Source organism: Pseudodesulfovibrio nedwellii (genome assembly GCF_027923765.1).
Lineage (GTDB): Bacteria > Desulfobacterota > Desulfovibrionia > Desulfovibrionales > Desulfovibrionaceae > Pseudodesulfovibrio > Pseudodesulfovibrio nedwellii.
In genome coordinates this window covers 2,407,007-2,429,881 of record NZ_AP026709.1, presented here as the reverse complement: position 1 = coordinate 2,429,881, position 22,875 = coordinate 2,407,007, and the positions used below count along the sequence as shown (strand labels likewise).

Sequence of the window (22,875 nt, the reverse complement as noted above, 5' to 3'; positions counted from 1 at the left end):
TAACAACAGGAGAACGTTATGTATCAAGATGGGTGGATTCCAACTGTCTGCTATCAGTGTAAAGCTGAATGTGCCATTTTGGCGCGTGTAGAAAATGGTGTCGTCAAAGAAGTGAAGGGAAATCCTCGTGGGCGCGGCAAGGCCTGCGTCAAGGGGATGGCAGGTATTACCTCACTGTATTCGTCTGAGCGTCTCAAGCATCCCATGAAGCGTGTGGGAGAACGCGGCAGTGGAAAGTTTGAGCGCATTACTTGGGACGAAGCCATGGACATCATGGAAACAAAGCTGACCGAACTGCGTGATCGTGGCGAGGCCCACAAATTCACCTACTCCATGTTTCCGCATTCCGTGACCGATCCCAAATGGCGTTTTGTGAATGCCAGCGGCGGGTTCATTTCCACGGGTCTCCCCCATTGTGACTCGGGGAAAATCATGGCCATGATGCATACGTTCGGCTGTTTTCCCAATCATCACATCGCCCCGATGTATCATACGGTCCCCAAGGGTGGCCTGATGATCCTGTCCGGTCGTCATCCCTTTGGTTGTCTGGATGATGCTGCTGTTCCTGGTTATATCCTCGACGCCAAGGAGCGTGGGGCCAAACTCATTGTCATCGATCCAATCTATCGTACGGAAGCTTCCAAGGCGGATTGGTGGATTCCCATCAAGCCGGGTGGCGATGCATCTCTGTTTTTGGGTGTCTGTAACTACCTGTTGCTGAATGATCTGCATGATAAGAAGTTCTGTGACAAGTGGGTTCGTGAAGGCGACATGGACGGCCTGATGGCATACATCAAGGACAAGACGCCGGAAGCCATGAGCAAAATCTGTGATGTCCCGGTCGAGGATATCATCAAGCTTGCCAAGATGGTTGCCGATGCTCCCAGTGCGTGTATCGACGCGTTCAAATCCATCATGTACGGGAACGCCATGGATTGGGGTCACGCCTGGACCATTTTCCTTGTCATTACCGGCAATTTGGATAACCCCGGCGGCCAGCCGCTGCCCGAGATCGCACCCATGGCACCGGTTGAACCTGTTCCTTCGGCACCAGACGTCACGGAACTTGGCTACCATCGGTCGGGTAACAACAGGGAAAAATTCGATAATTACAACTTCTTTTTGCAACCGACGTGGTATGCGGCACAGGCCATCAAGGACGACACCCTCAAAGTCTTCTTTGCCTCGGAGTGCAACCCGGCTCTGTCCGAAATGGGGTCAGGCGAATGGCGCAAGGCCGTGACCATGAAGGACGAGAATGGTGACTACAAGCTGGAACTGCTTGTCGTGACCGAAATCATGCCGTCCGAAACCATGAAATGGGCCGACCTCGTTTTGCCTGATCAGACCAACTTTGAGCGGTGGGAATTGCTCTACATGCCATGGTGGTATAACTTTGGCCATTGCGCTGCACTGTGCCAACCCGTGGTCAAGCCCATCGGCGAGTCCCGTCATGCCAACCGTGTTTTTATCGAGCTTGGTCAGCGCATGTTCCCCGAGTACTTCGCCTTCAAGGATGATGTAGAATATTACGACATCGAATTGTCCGGTGTGGGTATGTCCGTCAAGGAATTACAGGAGAACGGTGGCCTTTGGTCTCCGGGCGCTGTTGGTTTCCGTAAATATGAAGATGACGGCAAGTTTAATACGCCATCCGGCAAAATCGAGTTGGAATGGCAGATGTATGAGGATATCGGTCAGAAGTGGCCCAGCCCCGAATTGCCGCTGGAATATCGTCGCGGCGAAGATGAATTCCCATTCATTCTTGTTAATTTCAGGACTATTTTTCTGAATAATACCGGCGCATGGTCCCAGAATAACGCACAGCTTCGTGACCCCGTATCCGGTCTCGACGCTAACCCCTGTCTCCTGAACCCTCTTGATGCGAAAAAACTCGGTATTGTTGATGGCGATACCGTGACCATGGCATCAGGTACAGGTTCTGTTGAGGTCCCTGTCATGCTGACTGAAAAAATTGTTCCTGGTTGCGCAGGTATCATTCATGGATTTGGTCAGACCATGGGCAAAGTGGCATCTCGCGGCAAATGGATCAGCGATAATGAATTGATTGCCGATGCAGGCTCCACGCTGGACGAACAAGATATGCGCGGTGGTGAGGCGCATGTCTCGACTCGAGTCAAGATATACAAATAAGAGGGGTGAGAAATGAGACAACTCAGCATAATGGTGGATCTGGACCGCTGTATCGGTTGCAAAACCTGTATCGTGGCTTGCCGGAATCATCATGAAATAATCGACCACGAGAATGATCAACCCGGAGCCATGGCCAATTATCTTCGGGTGGAAAGTAAGTTGGAAGGAACCTATCCTGAATTGCGTGAAGACTATTGGGTCGTCATGTGTCAGCATTGTAAGAAGTATCCATGTGCCAAGGCGTGTGAATACGACGCTATATCCAAGGACCCACAGACCGGCATCGTGCTTATCGATACGGAGAAGTGTACCGGTTGTGGCGAATGTATCGAAAAGTGTCCTTACAACGTTATTCAGTTCAACAAGGAAGAGAATTACGCACACAAGTGCAATCTTTGTTATGATCGTGTGACCCACGGTTTGGACCCGGTCTGTGTTGACGTCTGTCTGACAGGCGCACTCAGTTTCGGCGAAAAGGAAATTCTCTTGATGCAGGCCGAGGCCAAGGGCAAACAGGTGATCAAGAAAATGAGCACCCAGTCCATCATTTACGTCAAAAACGCTTAATACATATCAAATTCATAAGGCCGACCAACAAATATTGTTGGTCGGTCTTTTTTTGTTTCAGGGAAGAGTGAATAGAGCACAAGTTCAATGTTATTTGCCAAAGGGGCAGGTAGGATACCGGCAAACGTCACAGCCTGCGCAGAAGCCGCCGTGCCCCATGCCAACGATTGTTTCTCGCGTGACATCTTCTCCGGCCAGGAGACGAGGAACTACGAGATCGAAAATGGATGCCCGGTAATACATGACACATCCGGGCAAGCCCAGAATGGGCACGTCGTCCCTGATTGCCAGCATGAACATGACGCCGGGGAATGTTGGGGAGCCGTATGTGACGACATCGGCTCCTGTTGCTCGAATGGCTGTAGGTGTCTGGTCATCCGGGTCCACGGACATGCCACCAGTTACCACGACCATTTCAGCGCCTTCGGCAATGAAGGCGAGAATGGCGTCACGGGTCATGGATGGATCGTCGGAGGTCAGACGCTGGTCCATGACTGAGGAGCCGAGTGTGGAAAATTTCTTTTGGATGACTGGACCGAATTTGTCCGTAATGCGTCCGTGATAGACTTCGCTCCCTGTCGTCACCAGCCCCACGTTGTGATGTTGGAATGGACGAATACCGACCACATATGGGTACTCGGCACAGATCGCTTCAACCTGTTCTATTTTCTTTTCATCAATGACCAGCGGGACCACTCGTGTCCCGGCAACGGGATGTGATTCCGTGACCTGCTGACCATCGTGCATGGTGGCAAGAACGACTTCTTCAATGGAGTTGATGCGGTTCAGGGCTTCGGTGTTGATATCGAGCAGACCGGGTGAAGCGATGAAGTTTATCCTTCCTTCGCTGACATTTGAAAGAGTGATCCCCGGTCCGGTTGCAGCTTTGGCAATGCGTTCCGCTGCTTCGTTTTCGTGGATGTGTCCTTTTTCCATGTTGAGCACATAGATGTGCTCTTTGCCTATCTCCAAAAGTTTGGCGATGTCTTCTTCAGCAATGACATGGCCTTTTTTGAAAGCTGGTTCCTTGATTTCACCGGGTATAATTTGTGTCATGTCATGACATAGGACCATGCCGATGGCTTTTTGAACAGGGACAGTTTTCATGAGTCAATAACCTCGTGTTTTATGGAGGGAGGGGCATTGTTGATACCCCTCCCTGTTGGCAGTGATGCTTATTGATTCTTCAATGCGGCAAGGACTTTTTCAGGTCGGGCTGGAAGTTTGGTGATGCGGACACCACATGCCTGAGTGATGGCGTTGATGACTGCGGCATGAGGCGTGGTCAGAGGAAGTTCTCCTACGCCTGATGCGCCAAAAGGTCCTTCTTTGCGAGGCGTTTCCACGTAGATCAGGTCCATATCGTCCGGGATTTGTTTGATGTAGGGGAAACCAGCTCCGAGCATTGTCGAATGCTTCTTGATGTCCTCGAAGTCTTCGAACAGGGCCATGCCGATACCTTGTGCAATGCCGCCGTACATCTGACCATCGACGATGAGCTTGTTACCTACGGTGCCGATGTCTGCGACCAGTGTCATCTTTTCAACTTCCGTGACGCCGGTCTCTAATGTGACAGCCACTTCGGCCATGAACAGACCATACATATAGAAGACAAAGGGGTTTCCCTGTCCGTCGAGGCCGCAGGCTTCGGCTGGAGCGGTCCATGAACCGCTGTATCGAAGAGGAAGGCCTTCCTCTACCATTTGGTCATAGGTGCGGAAAGCTCCGTCGTCAGTTTTTAGGCCTGCCAACAGTTTTTTACATGCATCGACGATTGCGTTTCCGACAATGACCTGAGAACGACTGCCGCCAGCAGGGCCACCGTCAGGACAACGTCCTGTGTCGTTCAAAACGAGACGGATATCTTCCGGCATGAGTTTGAGCGGCCGTAAAGCTTCGTGTGCCGTGCATGTCGTGCCGCTATCTGCGCCTTGTCCATGATCTTCCCACGTTGTGTAAAGGGTGACGGTGTTGTCTTCGTTCAATTCGATGTCCGCAGAACCATGGTCCGGGCCGTCCAGTCCTGCGCAGATGATGCCAATGGAAACGCCTACACCGTGTTTGACCATCTCCGTAGAGTTGGCTGAGGCCTTTGCCTGCGCTTCCTTGTATATCGGGCGCAGGATGTCGATCATTTCAGGCAGTGAATAAACTTCAGGTTCTTGGCCTGTGGGGGTTGTGGACCCTTTTCTATAGACGTTGGCGTAGCGTAGTTCGAGTGGGTCCATGCCGAGTTTTTCTGCCAGTTCGTCCATGAGAACTTCGGAGCCGAATTCCCCTTCGGGGGCACCGAAACCACGGAAGGCGGCACCCCAAGCATGGTTGGTGGCAACACAGCGGCCGATGCCGTTGATGCTGGGAATGTTGTAGCCCGAACCGATGAACTGAGCGCCTCGCAGGGTCAACAGATCTCCAAATTCCGAGTATGGACCATGATCTACAGTCCAGTCGCTATCCATGGCGAGTAGTTTGCCAGACGTGTCTGCGGCTAATTTGAGATGGGAGAACCAGGGGGAGCGTTTACCTGTATAAATCTGTTGCTGCACATAACTATAACAGAGAGCCACAGGCCGTTTCGTTGCCAGCGCCGCGACACCGAGCAGTGCTTCCATGGTCGGGTTGAATTTGTATCCGAAAGTGCCGCCAGCGGGGTTTTGAACCAAGACGAGTTTGTCTGCCTCGATGCCGATACCGGGGGCAACCATGGCGTGATGCAGGTAGAGGCCAACGGATTTGGAATGGACGACCAGACGCTCTTCGTCATCAAAGTAGGCAAACCCGACATCTGGCTCAATAGGCATGTGGGGCTGACGTTGAGTGTAGAAATCGTCCTCAACTACGACCGGTGCTTTTTCAAAGATGTTTTGGGTGTCCTCACCCTTTTTGACAGTCTGTTCAAAATAGATATTCGGTGTGCCAGGGTGAATCTCCATGGCGTTATCATCCATGGCTGCCGGTGCGTTCATGTATTCCGGTAGTTGTTCAAGTTCGACTTTGACCTTGGAGACTGCGGCTTTTGCATGTGCTTCTGTGTCTGCGCAGACAATGGCAAGAGCATCGCCATACTGAAAAACTTTTTCGTCACAGAGAATGGGACGATCCCAACCGTCTCCCTTATTGGTGGGGAAGGTGATCAATCCGGTGATGCGATTTTTGCCCGGTACATCCTTGTGCGTGACAACCTTGAACACGCCTTCCATTTTTTCAGCCTCAGTGGTGTCGATGGAGATGATGTTTGCGTGAGAGACTTCCGCCTGAACCAGTGCCATATGCAAGGTGTCTTCAGGCATCTTGAGAATCTTATCCGCACCGAAGTCGGTCATGCCAGTGACTCTGGCCACGGCAGACGGCTTGGGATAGCGAGTCCCCCAAATGCGTTGATCTTCGGGCATTTCCCATGACAGAGTTTTGATATCCTTGTCTCCGCGCATGACGGCTGCCGCGTCCATGACAGAATCGGTGAGTTGTTTGTAGCCCGTACAACGGCAGGCATTTTTGTGCTTTTGAAACCAATCGCGGACATCTTCGCGGGTCGGGTTGGGGTTCAGGTCCAAAAGCGCTTTGGCAGAGACGATGAATCCGGGAGTACAGAATCCACACTGGGCACCGCCGTGGAGAATCCAGGCGAGTTGCAAGGGGTGCAGGTTGTCTGGTGTGCCGACACCCTCGATGGTGGTGATTGTGGCGTGCTGTTTGAGCCGCTTGAACTTGTATGAGCAGGAACGAATGAGCTTAGTGTCAACGATGACACTGCACGCTCCGCAATGGCCTGTGTCACAACCTACTTTGGTGCCGGTCAGGGACAGATTCTTGCGCAGGATATCAGCAAGTGTCGTCTCTCCGTCAGCAACGATGTCTCTGGCAATCCCGTTTACAATCAGGGTTTTACTTAGCATACCACAACTCCTATCAAGTTAGTGTGAGTCTTCGATATGCTGAAGTATAGAGAGTATTAGGGGGAGAACAATGGGAATGAATAGGAGTTGATTGGTAGTCTCCTCCTACCATTCTTCGAGGGAAAGCAGGTAGGTTTGCAGGTTGACTTGCTTGTTGCTGATGGACAACTTTTTGCGGATGTTTTTGCGGTGGAAGTTGATGGCATTGATGGAGATATCGAGTTGGTCTGATATCTCTTTTGTTTTTAGGCCGGACTTGATCAGTACCGCGACCTGAAATTCTTGAGGCGTGAACGTGACATTCAGGAGCCGTGTATGAGAAAGGAGCGACGATGCACATCCTTCCAGATTTTCCTGCAATTTTTCGAGCAGGAATTGTTGGGTGCTGGTCAGCTCGGTCTGCATCAATTGTTCTATGTACGGGGTGGTCAGCCGCTTGAGATTGTTTTTGATGGTCGTTTGAATGTTATGGGGCCGTTCCTCTACCGTGTCCGTATTTTTGAAAGGTGTTTCTTTTTGAACAAGGGGCTGTTCCGTCGGAATATTCAAAGTGGGAGAGTCTTCCAGCAGGAAGCGTTGCAGGGCGTGTGCGAAAAGCAGGGCTATTTGTGAAACGATTTCCAGATCGTCATCATCATATTCACGGGTTGCGTTTGCCAGACTGATCTGTCCGCAGAGATGGTCTTTCAGCATGACAGGGACGGAGAGAAATCGTTCGATGGTGACGTGGTTGGACGGCAATCCTGTTGACGCGGGATGCGTTTGTGGAGTGTTGCTGTAAAAGGGCGTGCGTGTGTTGAGTGCGTGGCCCCAGAGGGTTGGATATTCACCGGTTGTTGCGACCGGGAAGACAATGCCGGTTTTGCTGGGAGGGATTTCGCAAGAGTCGCCGATCATGCCCGTGAGCGTATGACAGATATTGTTTCGGGTGAGTGGATCAATAACCGACGCATAGCCAATAGTGCTGTCCGTGATTTTTTTGGCGTAATTCAGAACGATATTGGCGACGCCAGTGGTGGAATAACCTGATGTGATCAAGCTGTATGAAAGGTCGGTAACGGTTCTTTCTGGGTTTATGTTATTGGAATGCATTCTGTCTTGCTCCTCGGTACGAGTTCTAGCCGAGATACAATACGGAGAATCTTCTGTAAACAGACGGCGTTGAATTAAGTGCTGTTGGAGGCCGAAATATCCCTCAAAAAAAACGGACTACAGTGATAGCTGTAGCCCGTTGATTTTTAGAGGAGTGATTTATTTTTTGGAACTGTACGTCTGATACATTTCATCAAGTACCTGACGTGTCATTTTGCCGATGGTTTCGTATTCCCATTCCGTGAGGTTAGCCAGGGAGACTCGGGCCGAGGGGTGGGAGTCATCGAATCCGTTACCGGGTAGCATGACAATGCCGCATTCTCTGGCGATGGTGAACAGGAATTCCATGTCCTGATTGTTGTCCACGACCCACTGGCCGAACTCCTTGGAATAGAAGTATTCACCGAGTACCTGCAAATCCAGCAGGGTGTAGTATTCAACGCTGTTTTCGTCTTTTTCAGTCTCAACACCGATGCTGCCCATCAAGCGGTCGTAACGACGGCGAATGAGGTTCTTGGTGGCCTGTTTGTACTCGTCGTGGCCGTCCACCAATGCGAACAAGGCAAAGAAAGCCATCTGCAATTGTTGGGGCAGGGAGATGCCAGACGTGTGGTTCAAAGCCACGGCGCGGGAATCAGCCACCATGCGGTCGATGAATTTCAGGCCGGGGACATCGTCCGTGAGTGAACTATACCGTTCGGCCAGCACTGCCTTGTCTGCATTGCCGAGAGCTGCGAGCTTTTTGTCGAAGATATTGTTTTCCGCAAGGGCGATGGCTCCGAGCCGCCAGCCGGTTGCACCGAAGTATTTGGAGAAGGAATACACGAGCAACGTGTTTTCCGGGACCATGGCGGCCAGGGACAGGAAGTCGTCGGCAAAGGTGCCGTATACGTCATCGGTGATGACCATGAGGTCCTGACGCTTTTCCTTGATCAGCTTGGCGACGGATTCAAGGACGCTGGAACTCATTTTCACGGACGGAGGATTGGACGGATTGACCACGTACAAAACCTTGATGGCCGGATCTTCCAATTGCTTGATCGCTTTTTCGCTCAACTGCCATCCCAGTTCTTCTTCAACCTCAAGGGTCAGGACTTCCAGTCCGTATTCGGGCAGGACCGGGATTTCCAGATATGGTGTGAAGATCGGCGTGACAATGGCGACTTTGTCCTTGGCAGCAAGGAGGTGATTGCGCTTCAGGGATTGGAAAATATACGTCATGGCCGCAGTGCCACCTTCGGTGGCGAAGATGTCGAAATCATTTAAGGCAGATTTGCCGCCGTACATTTCCTTGACCAGATATTCGCGCACGACTTTTTCCATAGAGGTGAGCATTCGTGGCGGAACCGGGTAGTTGCAGCCGAGATAGGCTTCGCAGAATTCAAAGACCACGTCGTCATAATCTAGACCGAGCTGATCCCGCATATACGAGAACGCGGCGCGCAGGAGATGGGTGCCTTTTTTGTCTTCATTGCGAATGAGAAATTCGCTGAACCGTGCACCTATGTGTTTTTTGTCACTCGCGCCGCCGAACCCACCATAAAGATATGCGTAGGAACGGCTGGATTCTTCCAAAGCGAATTCGCCCATGCGGATGAAGGCATGGCGTGGCTGGATAGCGAGGAAGTTGGGGTTGCCGCGTCCTGCATTGAGCATGACGTGGTTTTTGGCTTTTCCAGCAAGTTCGATCAATGTGTCTTTTAGTTCAAAAGGGCTCAATTTGGGACTCATGTTTTTCTCCTTCCTGCGAGTTTGTATGTAATTTTATTATGATTTGTTATCAGTGAAGAATCGTGACGATGACCGGCCCCCAGAGTGTCAACATGATGTTGGCAATGGCGTAAGTCACGGTGAATGCAGCCACGGGTGTGGCGTTTTGCGTCTTGTCGAGCAGCGCGGAAAACGCTGGGTTTGCGCTTCGACTACCGGTGACCACTCCAAGGGCTATAATCGGATTCTTGATCTTCAATACATAGTAGTTGAACAGGAATGTCACGAACTGTGGGATCATGGTGACCCCCACGCCCAGCAAAAGAAGGGTGACGCCATGCTTCTGGATGGTTGTCAGGGCTTCTGCTCCTGCATTGAGTCCGACAACACCGACGAACACAGCCAGGCCGAAGCTTTGCAGGAAACTGACTGCGCCAGAGTCAACGCCGCCGAAATGGGGGTGCTTCATCCGCAGGAAACCGAAACCGAGACCCGCGACGAGACAACCAAGGCCACTGCCGAGCGTCACTTCTGCAGAACCGACATGGAATGAGATAAGGCCAATCAGGTAACCGACAACCATGCCAAGGCCAAAGGTCATGAACTCCGTGGCGTGGACTGAAGGGGACTTGTAGCCGATGGCTTTTTCCACCTTGTCGAGGTCCTTTTTGGAACCATTGAGTGTTATTTCGTCACCGACATGCACCTCGGTTTTGGGCAGCAAGGGCATGGCGTGCCCCATACGGGTGAGTGCTGTGTAATAGATTCCGTAGTGTTCCCCTTCGCCGCGGTGATGGACTTCTTCAAGAGTGCGCCCATGAAAGGCCTTGTTGGTGACGAAAATCTTGCGGGATTCTTCGACCAGCGTGAAGAGATCATCTTCGTCTTCGTATTCCGGGCCTATGGATGGCGAGCATTTTTGTAATGTCGTGCGCAGGCCGGTTACCATGACCAGATCGTTTGGCTGGAAGCTGAAGGTGTCATCAAGCTCGACGGCTGTCCCGTTGCGCATGACGGATTCAGCACGAATCATGTCGTCGTGCAAGTCTTCAAGAAAATTGCGATTGTGTCCGACAACCGGTGCGTCTTCGGCAACACGATAGACGCGGGAAACGATGCGGGACAAAGGAAGGTATTCGCCTTCATTTAGTTCGAGACCGCCACCGCCGAGTTTGTGTGCAAGGGCCTTGGCCTCCTTGCGGATGTCCCACTTGTAGAGCATCGGCAGAATGGCTGTCACAAAGAGAATTGGTCCGAGTGACCCGAAAATATATGTCACGGAGTAGCCCACCGCGATGTCGACCTTCAGGCTGTTTATTGCATTTTGGCTTAACCCTAGCAGGTCTATTGCACTTCCTGCAGTGCCGATGATTGCGGATTGGGTCAGGCCACCAGCGGCCAGCCCTGCGGCCAGTCCGACTCCCAGATCGAATTGTTGGGCGAAAAGAAGAACCGTCAGCAGACCGGTCACGGTCATCATTATGGCGGCAAAAACAAATTTTATGGTGGAGCGATTGATGGAACTGAAGAATTGTGGGCCGCCGCTGTATCCAACGGCATAGATGAACAGGGCGAAGAAGATGCTTTTGACGCCCTCATCAACTTTCAGGCCAATCTGCCCGATGATGACGGCGGCTATCAGCGTTCCGGCAATGCCCCCGAGTTGGAATTTGCCGAATTTGATTTTCCCCAGCAGATAGCCAAAGGCCAGAGAAAGGAACAGTGCCATGAACGGATTCGCTCGTAACAACTCCATCACACCCCCATGGTTTTCAAACAGAACAAATGCCAGACAAGCCAATTAATATTGGAAAAAACCATACAAGCGTTTGAAAGGAAAAGTCCACAGGAGAATCTGAAGACAAGGAATTGCGCGAGAGGTGAGATGGTATACGGGGCGGATGATTTGAGGCTTTTGAACTGAATTTATGGATGAAAAATAAAAAAACCATCCTTGATGTACACATCAAGGATGGCGTGTTTTTTTTGAATACAGTTTTATAAGTCGAACGGTGTCAGGCTTTCGAAACCGTCTTCGGTGATGACGATGGTCTGTTCAAACTGGGCGGAAAGGGAGCCGTCTTTGGTCACGGCGGTCCAGTCGTCATCGAGTACACGAACTTCCTTGTTACCGAGGTTTATCATCGGTTCGATGGTGAACGTCATACCCGGTGTGAGGGGAACGTTGCCCCATTGAGAACGGAAGTGGGGAACGTTGGGAGCTTCGTGGAATTCGATGCCGACACCGTGGCCCATGTATTCGCGTACCACCGAGCATCCCTGTTTTTCGGCATACACTTGAATAGCAGTGGATATATCATTGATGATGTTGCCGGGCTTGGCCTGCTCAAGGCCAAGGCGCAGACATTCACGGGCCACATCAACGATTTTGCGGGCATCCGGGGAGGGCGTCCCTACGAAGAATGTTTGGTTACAGTCCGCATAGTAGCCGTCGAGAATGGAGGTGATGTCTACGTTGACGATGTCGCCGTCTTTGAGTGTGTATTCACCGGGAATTCCATGACAGATGACCTCGTTGGGCGAGATACAGACGCTTTTGGGGAATCCATGATAATTCAGCGGCGCGGGACGCGCATTGTTCTTGATGGTGAATTCGTGGACGACCTTGTTGATTTCTTCGGTCTGCACGCCGGGCTTGATCATGTCTTTGATGGCATCGAACGTTTTCATGACCAGTTTACCGGAGCGACGTATTCCTTCGATTTGTTCCGGTGTTTTCAGGCGGACCTTATAGCGTTTGAAATAGGTTTCTGACAGATTCAGATCTTCAGCATTTGTCGTATTCATGCAGCATTTCTTGTATTTTTTACCACTACCGCAGGGGCAGGGATCATTACGTCCGATTTTGGCGTTCATCAATAGTCTCCTGAATATATAGTATGGCGAGCCTGTACCCGTCGGAAAGAAAGGATGTTTACAAAAAGAACGACAATTGAAAAGACTTAGCATGAATAAAAAAAAGGAAACCCGATGTATCTATCGAAGAATCGGCTTGTATGAAGGGGGCAATAGGTGGTGGAGATCTCGTGAAGATGAAAAGACGGGTTACAGCGATATACTGTAACTCGTTTTTAAGATTGAAATATTGGGGATTATCCTGTTGAGAAAAAAGATCCGTCAACAGTCCCGTAGAATTGAGAACGCAAAAAACCTTATCGTTCTACTCCACGCTTGAATTTTTATTTGTATCAGACATGGTTTCTTAACATGAGCTCTGCTGGATAGGGATGCAGGTAATACTGTCTTTCCAAATATTCCTTTCCATACTTTCGGACATAGTGATTGATCATGGTCATGGGAACGATAAGTGGGACAAGTCCTTTCTGATATTGATCAATGAGTTCAAGTAGCTCGACTTTCTCGGAGGATGTAAGATCCTTTTTGAAAAAACCGACGGCATGGGTCAGGACATTGACATTTTTTTTCACTGTATGTTTGTAGGAAAGGGCCTTGAAAAGCATCTCGAAATATTGCGAGAAAAGAACATCGGTTTTGTCGGTTCCGGCTTGAGCGACCAGTTTCCCCATAGCGCGGTATATCACTTCGTTGTGCGACATGATCAGCATCTTGTGTCTTGTATGGAATTCGACCAGTTTTCCGGGCGTGTGGCCGGTGGCCATTGTTTCCCGCCATCGTTTGAGCGTGAATATCCTCGATATAAAGTTTTCCCTTAATCTTGGATCATGGAGTCGTCCATCATCCTCGAATGGCAATTGAGGGAAGCGATCCATGACCATGCGCGCCCACATTCCGTTTCCTTCAAGCCGGGGCATTCCATTATCTGCATATACCTTCACACGAGTCATTCCGCTGGAAGGGGAGCCATATTTGAAGACATAGCCACAGATGTTTTGCTCTTCGAGTTGCTTCAACCGTTTGCTTCCCCATTTTTGCATACGGTCGGTCCAATCCTCTCCGGTCTTGCGTCCAACCAGTCTCGGAGCATCAACGTCTCCAACCAGCCTGACGGCTTCCCGCGGAACAGGCATGCCGGTTTCGACTTCAGGGCAAACAGGCACCCATTCAACGTATCCTCCGAGGGTGTCTCGCAGGAAGCGGTCAAGTTTTTGAGAACCATCGTATCGCACCTTATGTCCAAGCAGACATTTGGCAATTCCCAATTTTATTTTACCGTTTGTTTGGTTTTCCTGTTTTTTCATGATGCCCTCCGGCATTAGCGCTTTTACGAATTCAATCTCCATAGAGAGAAAGAGAGGGTCAGAGCAAAACCGACCCAGAGGAGATATGGAATCTGGAGCAATGAAGCCCTTGGAGAGAACTTGTATAACACAACAATCGTTACAACCAATAATGGTAATAGAATCAGGACATCCAAAAAGCCCAAAAACACATTGCGCAGACCGAACATCAATGGTGTGAAGAGTAAATTTACTGCCAGTTGGGACGTATATAATAAGAGGGCTTTTCCTTTGCCCTGCTTGTCAGAGTGCAAGAGAAGCCAAACAGAGCCCCCCATAAGAGCATAGAGAAGCGACCAGACAACAGGGAAAGCCAAAGGAGGGGGGTAAAAAGAAGGCTTGGAAAGTTGTTCAACCCAAGGACCGGGCGGGAAAAAGGAACCTGCCAAGAATCCGGCGAATATATGAAGAGCGACAAGACTTATGAGAAGGGCTTTGGATTTAAAGCTGTATACGTTCTTCATAGGAACTCCTGTTTAGGAGAGTCTGGTATTTCTTTACACATCGTGAGTTGGAAACGAAATGTTGAGCTTGCGCATTTTTCGATACAGAGTACTGGGGTTTATTCCAAGTCTTTTGGCGGTTTGCTTGCGGTTGCCGTTGTGACGTTGCAGGGCTTTGCCAATGAGGGCCCGTTCCATTTCCTTGAGGGAGCAGGATTGTTTGTGCCCGTAAAGGGGCGAATCGTTTTCGCGTAACTCCCGGGGCAGGTGGTGGTATTTGATGCGTTCACCCCGGCAGAGCACGAACGCCTGTTCAATGACATTTTCCAATTCACGTACATTTCCCGGATAGTTGTATTCAAGGAGCCTGGTCATTGCGCGTTGCGAAAGACCTGTTATCGCTTTGTTTTGTAACTGATTGAATTTGTTTATTAGGTGGTCGGCCAGAAGGGGGATGTCGCCACGACGTTCCACAAGAGGTGGTAAGACCATGTGTATAACTCGAATGCGATAATACAGATCGTCCCGAAATGTGCCCTGCTCAACCAGTTGGGTCAGATCCCGCTTGGCGGCTACAATGATGCGTACATTCACTTTGACCGGGTCTACTCCACCCAAGGGTTCGATATATCGTTCCTGCAAGACCCGCAGCAGCCGGACTTGGACCACCGGGCTGAGGTCGCAGATCTCGTCCAGAAAGATGGTCCCGCCCTCGGCGAGGGTGAATCGGCCCGGCTTGTCCTGCTTGGCGTCGGTAAAAGCCCCGGCTTTGTAGCCGAACAGTTCGGATTCCAGCAACGTGTCTGGCAGAGCCGCGCAATTGACGGCTACAAAACGACCGTTTCTGCGGGGAGAGATGTTGTGAATGGTGCGGGCGAAAAGTTCCTTGCCGGTTCCTGTGGCTCCTTCGATGAGCACTGTGCTTTCGCTTTCGGATACCAAAGGGAGAATGGAAAATATCTTGGTCATGGCCGAGCTGTGTCCGATAATGTCTTCGAACGTGTATCGGGCCTTGAGTTCCTTACGTAGCTGTTCCACTTGGGAAAGATCCTGAAAGGTCTCAACTCCGCCGATAGCCGTTCCCTTCTCGTCTTTCAAAAGGGCCGTGGCGATGCGAACTGGCACGCGTTCGCCCCGGGCCGTGGAGAGGTGCGTGGTGGCGTTGACCACCGGAGTGCCCGAACGCAGCGTCTGCTCCATGGCACACGACCTTTTGCAGAGGTCTGCCCTGATGATCTCGCTGCACTTGCGCCCTTTGGCTTCGTGGCGCGAGATGCCGGTGATGCGTTCGGCTGCAGCGTTGAAAGACAGTATTCGTCGTTCCAGGTCCACGGTAAAGACCCCCTCGTTGATGGAATCGAGAATAGTGTCATGGAAACGATTGCGAGATGCTTTTTTCACAGGAATGCTCTCTGTTAAGATTTTTCCCATTTTTGTTATTATCCGCTAATAGTGCATATTGCAAGTTGTGAGCTTTGCCATCGTGCATTTTGCATGAATCCGTTCGGTCTTCGTATTCTCATCGCGACAAAAAGTCATAAAAATTAGAGTGTTATAAAAATACATCATGGCATGACTGTTGCTTTTCCTTGGTATCCTGATGGGCCATACGCAGTGCAAAAGTCAGTTGGGACGCCGTGTCATTTTGGCTGGAGCACTCTGGGAAATGGAATCTTTCTATCTGGAACAAGGAGGGAGTAATGCGGGCAGTGCTGTTCTGTTTTTTATTGATTGCAGGGGTTTGTGCGTTGGTGACAGGAACACCCTTTGCCGAGGATTCGAAGTGCAAAGAAGAGTGTTTTGCCTCAAGCCTGCATCATACCACTCGAGGCATGGCTCGTTGGTATGATGCCGAGGACGGTTTCAGTGCTGTCACGGGGGTCCCTTACAAAGATTTGGGGTGTAAGAGTTGCCATGTGTCCTCTTGTAACGATTGCCATTTGAAGAAAACGGATTGTGGATACGTCTACTCCATTGAACAGGCCCGAAATATTGACACCTGCCTGAGATGTCATTCTCGGGAAAAAGCGACGTTCGGCATGGACAAGGCGCGAGGCGTTGAAAGTGTCCATATGAAAGATATGAAGTGTGCGGATTGTCATTCTCAGCGTGAGGTACACGGTGACGGCACTTGCTACGAAAGTTTGCGTGCGCCGGGAGCCATGGATACCAAATGTACCAATTGCCACGCTAAAACAGAGAGCGAAGGGCCCGAGATCCCAGACACGAAGTCTCATATGGTACATAAGGCCAAGCTCGATTGCACTGCATGTCACGTGTCGAACTCCATGTCGTGCTACAACTGTCATTTTGGTGTGCTCAAGGAAACCGGGAAGAAGTCCGAGAGTTTTGCAGCCAAAACCAAGGATTTCCTGTTGTTGGTCAAGTACAACGGCAAAGTCACTAGCGGCACAATGCAAACTTTGGTCGGACCGGATAATTATGCGTTTGTGACCTATGTGCCGTATTTTACCCATTCAGTGTTGCCCGAAGGTCGTAAGTGCGAGCAATGCCATGGCACCGAGGCGGTGACGAGTTTGGCTCAAGGTAAACGGTATGCTCCTGCGGTGTTTGAAAATGGCAAGCTTACTTTTAAGAAGGGCGTAGTACCTTTGGCTCCGACTCTTTTGGATTGGCCGTTTTTGGAAAAGAAAAATGGCAAATGGGTAGTTTTCACTCCTGAAGATCCTCCACTGGTACAACTCGGCGTTTATTCCGAACCGTTTACTAACAAGGAGTTGAAGTTGATGAAGGCCAAACAAACGTACAAGCCCTAGTTGTTGCTAGAGCTGTTATCGGATTGCGTTCGGGATTGTTTTTTCCGAATGGCAGTTTCTGATTTCGAGGTCGTGAGTTTGAATCTCGTCGGCCTGAGACTATGAACAAAGCCCTTGGATATTTTCCCAAGGGCTTTGTTATGTGCATAGAGGGCGTCCTTGTTGCTAGCGTGAGAGGTTCTGTAACAAATGATGTTGTTGCTTCAGACGATGTGTTTCAACATAGGAGACAGAGTAAATACATTTGGAACGGCTTTAATCATACGAAGAGGCCTGCTAATCCTTTCGTCTTGAATCCACCGGGATGAGTATGTAGTGTCTGGAGAAAATTTTTTTCGTAGAACAGGGGCAACAAATGAAAGTCTTCGAATTCGATTCGACAGCGTACCTTCAGCGATTGCATTTTTCAGAAAAAGTATTGCCGACGACGGAGGGGCTGCACACCTTGCAACGGGCGCAATTTCACAACATCCCATTCGAGAATTTTGACATCCAACTAGGCCGAGGCGTCGACCTCGATCCGGCAAATCTCTTTGATAAACTCGTACGCCGCCCCCGTGGTGGCTATTGCCTTGAGCTGAACGGTTTGTTGCTTATGGCACTTCGTGCTTTCGGATTCGACGCCCGTCCGCTTTTGGCTCGGGTTCATTTGTCGGGGCAACCCTCCGGGCGAGGCCACCAGCTTTCCCTTGTGAATGTGGAAGGCCGTCAATGGTTGGTGGATGTGGGGTTTGGAAAGAATAATCCACGTGGTCCCTATCTGCTTGAACGAGATACAATTCAGGATATTAGCGGGAAGTATATCCGTCTGGTCGACGGCGGTGTTTTCGGGAATATGCTTCAGGCGCGTTCTGAAGAGGGATGGCAGAACCTCTACAGTTTTGACATGGAGCACGTCTGCCAGGGAGACATCAACTACGGCGCCCACTACACGTCAACCAATTCCAATTCATTTTTCACCACCTCTCGTGTCGCCATGAAACCTCTTGAGGACGGCATGGTCACATTGTTCAACAACAGGCTCACCCTGTTTCGGGATGGACAGGAAAACGAAATACAACTCCCCGAAGGGCAGGAATATATGGATGCCCTGAAGACGTACTTCGGCATTGAGCTTGATGCCCCCTATGAGGCGTTGAGGTCTGTTGATAGAGAGTGACGTACTAGAGGCGAGGTCTTGATAGCCAAGGCCGGTTCTACGGTTAGCTCTTGGCATTTTTGAGGAACGCGATGCTGAACGTTGCATGAATATGAAAAGGCATAGAGAACCTTTTCTCAGGAACATGTGAATGGACGTTGTTTGCATTCATGCATCGAAAGGCATAAGTATCCCAAAAAAAATAAGGAGCTAAACATGAAATACAACACCGGACAAATAATATTCTTTTCTCCTACCAAATCGACTTTGAAGGTTGTCGAGGCTGTTGCCGAGGGCATGGGTTTTGACTCTGTCACCCGTACCGACCTAACATTCCCTGTGGAAAGCGAATCTGTAAAAGCCCTCGGAGAGGTCGTAATCGTTGGTGTGCCGGTGTATGCCGGGAGGGTTCCCAATTTGGCGGTGGAGCGTCTTCGTCAGTATATTCAGGGCGAAGGCCGTCCCGTCGTTCTCGTGGCCGTGTACGGCAATCGAGCCTATGAAGACGCACTGCTGGAGCTTCGTAATCTGACTGATGAACTGGGATTTGTTCCCTGCGCTGCAGGTGCATTTATCGCACAGCATTCCTATTCCTCTTCCGAACTTCCGGTTGCCCCCGGACGTCCAAACGACAAGGACATCGACAAGGCTCACCTTTTCGGTTCTCAGGTTCGCGATAAAATACAAGCTCTTGCAACGCTGGGGCAGCTTGATACTTTGGAAGTCCCCGGTAATACCCCCCACCGCGATGGCATGCCGCCATCCACGTTCAGCCCGGTTACTGATAAGGACACGTGTACTTTGTGTGGCGAGTGCGCTCAGATGTGTCCCTCACAGGTCGTGAGCGTGACCGAAACGGGTGTGGAAACCGATGTGACAGGCTGTATTTGGTGTGGGGCATGCATCAAGGCCTGCCCTACTCAGGCCCGCTTCTGGGATGCTCCAAAAATACGTGAGATAAACACGGTTTTACACGAAAAGTGTTCCGAGCCGAAAGAGCCGGAAATATTCCTGTAGGGCTTTTGACTTACCGCTGAAAGCCGGAAACAGAGGCGAGCCAGCGGGGTTCATCGATAAAATAAGAAAACGGGTTGCATCTTTCGGTGTAACCCGTTGATTTTTCTTTTAGTATCCCAAAGAGGGGGGGCACGATTCAGGCCATACTGCGGCACAAAAATCCGATGATCACAACTCGGTATCTGCGATTCGGTGTCACCGAGAACGTGCTTGAGGATGTTTTTGGGGAATAACAGAGGAGGGCTCCGGGGAAAGAACCGGGCCCTCCTCTTGCTATTCTTTTAGTTTCGGGTGTCGTTCATAAAAGCCTTCCAGAGGCTCAAGAGGGACATTGCATGAGGAGCAGTTTTGTTTGTCGTTGGGCCAAAGGTTTTGACATGATGGACATATTTTGAGGCCCTTTTTCGTATTGTAGCGAAGCCTATGCCCTATGGCTCCATACCAAACAAGTAACAGGCCGAGTCCCCCCCATACCCAATTTGCATATTCGGGCACGGGGATATCTCCGTATGCTCGCATTGTTTTTGGAGACATAAAGAAGCTGTAGACAAAAAGACCTCCCCCTCCAAGCAAGGGGAGCCATTTTATTTTCGTTGTTTTTTTATCCATCCGATTCCTTCATTTACCTGATCTTCGACATCGAACAAGTGTCCATATATGCCGCCTGCATATCCAGCTTTACTAGGGGCAGGTGTTCCGGTGGGCAGTGCTGAGTTTATAGAATCTCCAGCAGCATTGCCCAGCTTGCTCACCTTTGGGTTTCGTGCGACTTGTTTTGCTTTGTCGCCGATAGCTTTAACAGCCTTATTTCCTTGATTAATAAGCGATTTTCCTGTTGCGGCTACTGCCGGAGCCGCCTTTGCCGCTCCAGCCGCTCCAGCCGCTCCAGCCGTTCCAGCCGTACCAACGATGCCGGCGTTGATTCCTATGACCTTATCCATGGCATTGTGGACGCCTTCGGTGGCCGTGGGCTTGTTTTTCCCATAATCCTTATCGGTTTTCGAGCCGAACCAATCAGCAACTTTCGCTGCCGCATACGCTCCAGTACTGCCGATGGCGGTAGCCCCGGCCATGCCTGCGGCAAAGGGCAGCAGGAAGGCCAAAAGCCCAGTCGGATCATTGGCGTTGACCGGATCATCCAAGCAGTACCCATACCAATCCGGGTCGCCGCCCTTGTCGCCGATGGGATCAGGCGCAGTCCATCTGCCGGTGAAGGTGTCATAGTCTCGCCAGCCAAAGCGAACTAAGCCGAGGTCATGGTCGTGCAGGCCACCCGCAAAGCCGATGGGGATTCGGAAGCCTGAGCTTCGGCCTCTATATCTTTTACTTGTGCCGCCACAAGGTTGTGTTTTGTCCTTGGGTGTGGACATCCCCACCAATCAGGCCATACTGCGGCACAAGAATCCGATGACCACGACCCGATACATACCCGGCTGGGCATCACAAAGAACGTCTTGGAGGACGTGTTCGGTTAATATTAAAGAAAGCCCCGGAGAGTGGGTTCTCCGGGGCTTTTCAGTGTCTTATTAAGCCCTATACTATGTAGAAAAAGGCGAATTATGTGATTGTAGAAGGATTTACCATTCAAGTGCTTCTGAATGAGCTAAAATTCTTTGGAGTACTTCATCCTCTCGTTTAGACTCACGTTTTTGGACCGCAGAAGCAAAATTGAAAACCTTACAATAATTCCCTTCGTCTTGAGATTTCTGTGAATTTGACAAACAAACCTGATCACTTGATCCACTAGGTGGCGGGTCGAGTGGGAGTTTGTACTGGTCATCTCGCTTGCTCGGCTTACCCATGACTCTCTCCCTTGTTCATTCTCTCACAATCTATGTGATGAATATAAAAAAAACAAGTCTACTTTTTAATACGCTGTAAAGAGTGTCTGTCTATTCGGGCAATCTTTTTTGGTCAAGTTTGATCTCGGAAAGATAATCGACAACTTTCGCTTCGTAATCGGTAAAACGGTCGAGAGCGTGACCTAAAAACGGCTTTGATTTTCTGGTGTTAATTTCCTCTACGCCACAAGTTCGCTTGTCCTTGCGATCCATTTGTCGGAAAAGTCGAGAGTACTTCGTAGGTCCTACCCCCTCGAAGGCAACGATTTCCAGTTTTTTGGGTTTTTCAGATGGTTTATCTGTCGTGCTGATGGAATCATTATGCAGTTCGGTTGCTAGACTTTTTTCATATGGTTCAATGTAAAAAACGCGGCGTACGCCCGCAGCAACGATGTGGCGGGCACAGTTATGACAGGGGTATGTCGTGCATAGTAAAGTACTGCCTTTAGCTCCAGAGCTTCCCGTTCGAGCCAAGGTCGTTAGCGCGTCCATTTCAGCATGAATAGCCCTTGAATATTCTATAATGTTATTAATACCCACAGCCTTACATATTTTGTTGAACTTTTCTTCATCCAAGCTGCTTGTCTCTGGCAATTCATCATTAATCAATCCAAGCATCTTTCTTTTCATGACTTGTTTTTTCACGTCGTTCCTACAGGTTTCAGTCCCCCATTTAAAACAACGTCCATCAGGAGAATCGGTAGCTGTATACAAGCCTCCATCATAACGAGGGACATCGTTTCTACCCGTTGCGATTACATCTCCATCTTTGACAATTGCAGCACCGACCTGTCGCGAAATACATCCAGAACGCAACGATGAAGAATATGCTAGAGCCATTCCGTATTCTTCAACAGTGGGTGTAATGGTATTTGCGCCCAATATGAGGTCTACAAATCTCACAAGGCTTGCTTTAATTTCTTTGCTGTCTACATCTGTATTCCGAAAGAAAAAATCCGATAAATGAATTGTGTCGAGTAACTGCTGCCCTTTTTTTTCTTCTTCTGACTTATCTGTTTCAACGATCGTATGAGCTGTTGCCGGACTCATTTCTTTTTCATGCTGTAGCCGTTGGATGCGAATATCTTCAGGACAAAGAACCCCGAATAAATAAAACATGTCTCCATACACCTTTCTAAGAAGGCGCTCTTCGTGTGGGTGTTTAAGGCTATCAATTATTGTTGCATATCTTCTTTCTGTTGGATCTTGTAAGATTCCGGTAGATGGATGGGTTTCTTCTCGGTGGTATTTTATGTCTTTGATAGAGAGCATTGCTAAGACATCTTCGCCATATTGTGTCCTGAGTTCAGTTCCTTCTTGCTGCAGCATCTGGATGCGTTTTGCATGATCTTTTTCATCAATACCCTTTTTGGAGTGTCGCTTAATAAGGGCACTTAATTGAATAGGTCGGACGGTGTATTCTCGCTCTTCCAGTTCTTTCCTTAATCTTTCAGCAATCTTTGTAGTTCCACTCCCCGCAGCTCCGCAAAAGGCAATAACCAACTCATTAGTTTCTCTGTCTATGATCTTGTCATATGGCTTTTGGCTTTTTCTTTTTGTGGTCTGACCGAGCTTCATCGCGCTGTCCATTGGAACTCCTAGCTATATTTTGAAATCAAACTTTTGCTGCATAGTTCTATATTTTATACCATTTGCCAAGAGGGTGGTTGCATATTTATAATGAAAATACGAAAAAAGCCCCGGAGACAACAATCTCCGGGGCTTTTAGCATCGTTTTACACGAAATTTTACACGCAACGAAAAAAGCGGCTACAGCATTCACTGTAACCGCTTGAAATTCTTATGGCGTCCCCAAGGGGGTTTGAACCCCTGTTGCCGGCGTGAGAGGCCGGAGTCCTAGGCCACTAGACGATGGGGACGGAAATGGTGGGTCGTACTGGGCTCGAACCAGTGACTCTCTGCTTAAAAGGCAGATACTCTACCAACTGAGTTAACGACCCGTGTTCCGAGGAACGTATCACTATCCAGTTGGTTATCAAGTGTCAAGTTTATTTTAAAA

16 protein-coding genes and 2 tRNA genes are annotated in these 22,875 nt (G+C 49.8%); 5 read left to right on the top strand and 13 right to left on the bottom strand.

The annotated features are described in order from the left end of the window. Nucleotides 1-18 precede the first annotated feature (18 nt). Nucleotides 19-2,154, top strand: a complete 2,136-nt coding sequence (locus SYK_RS11410) for a molybdopterin-containing oxidoreductase family protein (RefSeq protein ID WP_281760393.1) — start codon at nt 19-21, stop codon at nt 2,152-2,154. A 12-nt stretch (nt 2,155-2,166) separates the two neighbouring features. After that, entirely contained in the window at nt 2,167-2,721 is a 555-nt protein-coding gene (locus SYK_RS11405; RefSeq protein ID WP_281760392.1) for a 4Fe-4S dicluster domain-containing protein, read from the top strand. A gap of 90 nt (nt 2,722-2,811) precedes the next feature. On the opposite strand, the gene SYK_RS11400 is transcribed toward SYK_RS11405, so the two are convergent. The 9 genes from SYK_RS11400 to SYK_RS11365 form a co-directional block, all read right to left on the bottom strand. After that, nucleotides 2,812-3,828, bottom strand: coding sequence for a molybdopterin-binding protein (locus tag SYK_RS11400; RefSeq protein ID WP_281760391.1), 1,017 nt, complete (start codon nt 3,826-3,828; stop codon nt 2,812-2,814). A gap of 68 nt (nt 3,829-3,896) precedes the next feature. Next, a complete protein-coding gene (locus tag SYK_RS11395) occupies nt 3,897-6,617 on the bottom strand; it encodes a molybdopterin-dependent aldehyde oxidoreductase (protein WP_281760390.1) in 2,721 nt (906 codons plus the stop codon). Between the two features lie 105 nt (nt 6,618-6,722). Next, nucleotides 6,723-7,709 (bottom strand): GAF domain-containing protein, encoded by a 987-nt coding sequence (locus SYK_RS11390; RefSeq protein WP_281760389.1) that lies wholly within the window; start codon nt 7,707-7,709, stop codon nt 6,723-6,725. A 159-nt stretch (nt 7,710-7,868) separates the two neighbouring features. Further along, the gene (locus SYK_RS11385; protein ID WP_281760388.1) at nt 7,869-9,440 is read right to left on the bottom strand and encodes a bifunctional aspartate transaminase/aspartate 4-decarboxylase; all 1,572 of its coding nucleotides are present in this window, start codon (nt 9,438-9,440) and stop codon (nt 7,869-7,871) included. Between the two features lie 49 nt (nt 9,441-9,489). Beyond that, entirely contained in the window at nt 9,490-11,175 is a 1,686-nt protein-coding gene (aspT, locus tag SYK_RS11380; RefSeq protein ID WP_281760387.1) for an aspartate-alanine antiporter, read from the bottom strand. A gap of 242 nt (nt 11,176-11,417) precedes the next feature. Beyond that, the gene (gene map, locus SYK_RS11375; protein ID WP_281760386.1) at nt 11,418-12,296 is read right to left on the bottom strand and encodes a type I methionyl aminopeptidase; all 879 of its coding nucleotides are present in this window, start codon (nt 12,294-12,296) and stop codon (nt 11,418-11,420) included. Nucleotides 12,297-12,628: 332 nt separating this feature from the next. Further along, complete coding sequence (locus tag SYK_RS11370; RefSeq protein WP_281760385.1) at nt 12,629-13,600, bottom strand: YbgA family protein; 972 nt, start codon at nt 13,598-13,600, stop codon at nt 12,629-12,631. A 23-nt stretch (nt 13,601-13,623) separates the two neighbouring features. Then, entirely contained in the window at nt 13,624-14,103 is a 480-nt protein-coding gene (locus SYK_RS17725) for a TspO/MBR family protein (protein WP_353618225.1), read from the bottom strand. Between the two features lie 33 nt (nt 14,104-14,136). Beyond that, entirely contained in the window at nt 14,137-15,483 is a 1,347-nt protein-coding gene (locus SYK_RS11365) for a sigma-54 interaction domain-containing protein (protein WP_281760384.1), read from the bottom strand. Nucleotides 15,484-15,782: 299 nt separating this feature from the next. On the opposite strand from SYK_RS11365, the gene SYK_RS11360 reads away from it, so the two are divergent. From SYK_RS11360 to SYK_RS11350, 3 genes are all read left to right on the top strand, one after another. Continuing rightward, entirely contained in the window at nt 15,783-16,859 is a 1,077-nt protein-coding gene (locus SYK_RS11360) for a cytochrome c3 family protein (protein WP_281760383.1), read from the top strand. A gap of 355 nt (nt 16,860-17,214) precedes the next feature. Continuing rightward, a complete protein-coding gene (locus SYK_RS11355; protein ID WP_281760382.1) occupies nt 17,215-18,018 on the top strand; it encodes an arylamine N-acetyltransferase family protein in 804 nt (267 codons plus the stop codon). A gap of 195 nt (nt 18,019-18,213) precedes the next feature. Further along, on the top strand, nt 18,214-19,014 hold the full coding sequence (locus SYK_RS11350) for a 4Fe-4S dicluster domain-containing protein (RefSeq protein ID WP_281760381.1): 801 nt from the start codon (nt 18,214-18,216) through the stop codon (nt 19,012-19,014). A 584-nt stretch (nt 19,015-19,598) separates the two neighbouring features. On the opposite strand, the gene SYK_RS11345 is transcribed toward SYK_RS11350, so the two are convergent. The 4 genes from SYK_RS11345 to SYK_RS11330 all read right to left on the bottom strand — a co-directional run bounded on the left by SYK_RS11345 (nt 19,599) and on the right by SYK_RS11330 (nt 22,816). After that, complete coding sequence (locus SYK_RS11345) at nt 19,599-20,384, bottom strand: RHS repeat-associated core domain-containing protein (RefSeq protein ID WP_281760380.1); 786 nt, start codon at nt 20,382-20,384, stop codon at nt 19,599-19,601. Between the two features lie 522 nt (nt 20,385-20,906). Continuing rightward, the gene (locus SYK_RS11340) at nt 20,907-22,445 is read right to left on the bottom strand and encodes an anti-phage dCTP deaminase (protein ID WP_281760379.1); all 1,539 of its coding nucleotides are present in this window, start codon (nt 22,443-22,445) and stop codon (nt 20,907-20,909) included. 214 nt (nt 22,446-22,659) lie between these two features. Then, nucleotides 22,660-22,735: transfer RNA gene (locus SYK_RS11335), tRNA-Glu, on the bottom strand. Between the two features lie 5 nt (nt 22,736-22,740). Beyond that, a tRNA-Lys gene (locus SYK_RS11330) sits at nt 22,741-22,816 on the bottom strand. Nucleotides 22,817-22,875: the final 59 nt, after the last annotated feature.